Annotated in this window: 5 protein-coding genes; 3 read left to right on the forward strand and 2 right to left on the reverse strand. The window is 32.1% G+C overall.

All coding sequences use genetic code 11. The features are described 5' to 3' along the window. Nucleotides 1-348: 348 nt before the first annotated feature. Genes Q0856_RS17865 through Q0856_RS17875 form a run of 3 tightly spaced genes read left to right on the forward strand, consistent with a single transcriptional unit; the run spans nucleotide 349 to nucleotide 1254 of the window. Nucleotides 349-636: a hypothetical protein gene (locus Q0856_RS17865; protein ID WP_298507186.1), complete on the forward strand. Its 288-nt coding sequence runs from the start codon at nucleotides 349-351 to the stop codon at nucleotides 634-636. 3 nt (nucleotides 637-639) lie between these two features. After that, nucleotides 640-903, forward strand: a complete 264-nt coding sequence (locus Q0856_RS17870) for a hypothetical protein (protein WP_298507187.1) — start codon at nucleotides 640-642, stop codon at nucleotides 901-903. A gap of 3 nt (nucleotides 904-906) precedes the next feature. Further along, nucleotides 907-1254 carry a type II toxin-antitoxin system PemK/MazF family toxin gene (locus Q0856_RS17875; RefSeq protein WP_298507188.1) on the forward strand — a complete coding sequence of 116 codons (348 nt, stop codon included), beginning with the start codon at nucleotides 907-909 and terminating at the stop codon, nucleotides 1252-1254. 147 nt (nucleotides 1255-1401) lie between these two features. Here Q0856_RS17875 and Q0856_RS17880 read toward each other — a convergent pair whose 3' ends face one another. Both Q0856_RS17880 and Q0856_RS17885 read right to left on the reverse strand, forming a co-directional pair. After that, nucleotides 1402-1962, reverse strand: coding sequence for a TPM domain-containing protein (locus Q0856_RS17880; RefSeq protein ID WP_298507189.1), 561 nt, complete (start codon nucleotides 1960-1962; stop codon nucleotides 1402-1404). Next, nucleotides 1941-2414, reverse strand: a complete 474-nt coding sequence (locus tag Q0856_RS17885) for an SRPBCC family protein (RefSeq protein WP_298507190.1) — start codon at nucleotides 2412-2414, stop codon at nucleotides 1941-1943. Before Q0856_RS17885 ends, Q0856_RS17880 begins: the two co-directional genes overlap by 22 nt. Nucleotides 2415-2508: the final 94 nt, after the last annotated feature.

The following is a 2508-nucleotide window of genomic DNA, read 5'->3' on the forward strand; positions in this document are numbered from 1 at the left end:
TCCAAGGCATAATAATTTGATTTTAATCTCAAATTATACCTTAAAAAGTGTAAACTATGTGCCTTTAACTTTGTAAAGGATGTTTGTTTAACGTACCTTAATTGCACACAACGGTTGGTATATGAAAAGTAGTGTATAAGCACACAAATACTTTTCCGACCAAACTAACGTTATTAAATATGCAATGCAAATTAAATTTGGCACGGAATTAGCTATTTTTTATATACGTTGTTGTGCCTAGTTTTTTTATTTCACTACATTTGCGTAGTATTAACAAATTTTGTTATTTACAATATGGCTAAAAATAAGAAGTCAAATTCTGTTACAATTCATAATATTAAGAACTCTTTGTACCGTCAAGTACACATTGATGGAGCGCACGGTGGAATAACTCCTACGGGTTTTATCAATGTAAATTTTTTCAGTCAGAGAGGCGTTATTCCAAAAGGAACAGAATTTGAAGTGAATGATGAAGGTCAAATAATACGTCCTATAAAAGATATAGAAGATTCGAAAAACGGTATTGTTAGAGAATTTGAGTTTGGTACTTATATGGATATTAACACTTGTGTAAGTATTAAAGAGTTTCTAGAAAGACAAATTGAGGAATATAAAAGTATTTCAAAAACAAAATAAATTATGTTAATAGACGCAAGTCCAAAATACACTAATTCAGATTTAAACTACAAAAGAGAGAATCCTATTGTGGTTGAACGATTTGTGAAGAAATCTAGAAATATTTCTAACTATTCTCATACACAAATTGCTATTACTACTGGATTTTCCTCCACTACTGACTATTCATATATGTCAAAAAAAATTAAATCCGCTCCTGAAAAATTGAAAAGAGCGATGTTCAAAACTTCTTCTAGAGGTATAGCTATTGCTTTGCAAAAAAAGTAATTAATGGTTTATCAGCGTGATATTGTAGAAGTAATATTTGATGATGATTTTGGTGGTAATCATCCCGCTATAGTTTTATCAAATAAACTTGTACAAGAAATTGAAGGTTATTTCGTTTGTGTTATGATGACTTCATCGAATGTTGACGATGAGTTTTCATTCGTTATAGAAGACGATATGCTTACTAAACCATTAAACAGAGAGCATTGTGAAGCTAGATGTCATTTGATTAACTTTGTTCCAATTGATGCTATTATTGTTAATAAACATAGAAATCAAATTAAAGTAAACCCTTTCAAAGATTTGATTAAGAAAATCAATAGTTCAACTTTCTCAACTGACGAGCTTTAAATTAGGCACAACGGTCTCGTATAACCGTCAGTTACGGGTTAAATTAGCGATTATTTTCGGTTTAGTATAGACGTTAGCAATTCCGAGTGGATTCGGACGTAGTCGAATCCGCCGTAATTGCGGTTATACATTGTTGTACACAGTACTTTATTTCCATTTTGTTATTAATTCAGTCACACCGTTTTTAATTCCGTTATAAAACTCTCCATTTTTAAATTCAGGTATGATTGTTTCATCAATTACTTGTTTACAAATTTTGTCGGTCAAAATACGTTCAGTGCCGTAACCAGTTGCAATTCCGATTTTTTGACAAGGTTTACAGAGAAGAATTATCAGTCCATTGTCTTTTTCCTCTGTTCCAACTCCCCAATATTTCCCCAAATTGGTTGCCATTTTTTGTATGTCAGAATATGGGTTGATACTATCAATCGTTACAACAACTATTTGTCTGGTTGTTTCGATATTATAGTCATAGATTATGTCCGATAGCTCTTTTCTTTGAGAAGGACTGAAAATACTATCATAATCGTTTATTATCTGACCTTTAAGTTTTGTTTCTCGAAATTTTTCAACTTTTGAGAAATCAAATTCAGTAGTCGGTTTTATAGTATCCGTTTCTTGAGCAGTTCCTTTGCAAGAAAGAAAATTCAAAGTCAGAAATAGGATTAATATTTTAGTGCCGATTTTCATTTTATCACTTCTTTCCATTTGTTAGATTCCGCAAACTCTTTTACAATTCGGTTTCTTTCAGTTAGTAATTCAATCATATATTTTTTAAGAAAGAGCTTGTCCGCTAACTTTCCTAAAATTCCAAAAGGCGATTTATAATCAAAAAAGTCGGTCATCAAAGTTCCGCCATTCGATTCCGAAAAGTGATGTTCGTGTTTAAATTCAGCAAATGCTCCTTTAACCATTTCGTCCGCAAAGTAATTCGGTTTATCAAATTCCGTTATTTTGGAAGTCAGTTTTTGATAGATTCCAAAGTGTTTTGCTCGCCAAGTCACACTTTCATTCATTCCAATTAATCCGCTTGTTTTTCCAGCAATTGCTTCTTCATTAGTTTGTTCGGTCGATATTTTATGCAAATCGATACTTCGAGATAGGTCAAACACGATATTTCTATCAGCTTTTATTTCGGTTTGAAGTTCTATTCTCGGCATTTTTTGGTATTGTGTACAACGGTTAAGCTATGAACAGTACGGGAGTAAACTAGCGTTTGCTTTCTGCCACGCACATAGCGAAATCTTTTTGTTT

The sequence above is a fragment of the uncultured Maribacter sp. genome, assembly GCF_947496775.1.
In the GTDB taxonomy this organism is placed as follows: domain Bacteria; phylum Bacteroidota; class Bacteroidia; order Flavobacteriales; family Flavobacteriaceae; genus Maribacter_B.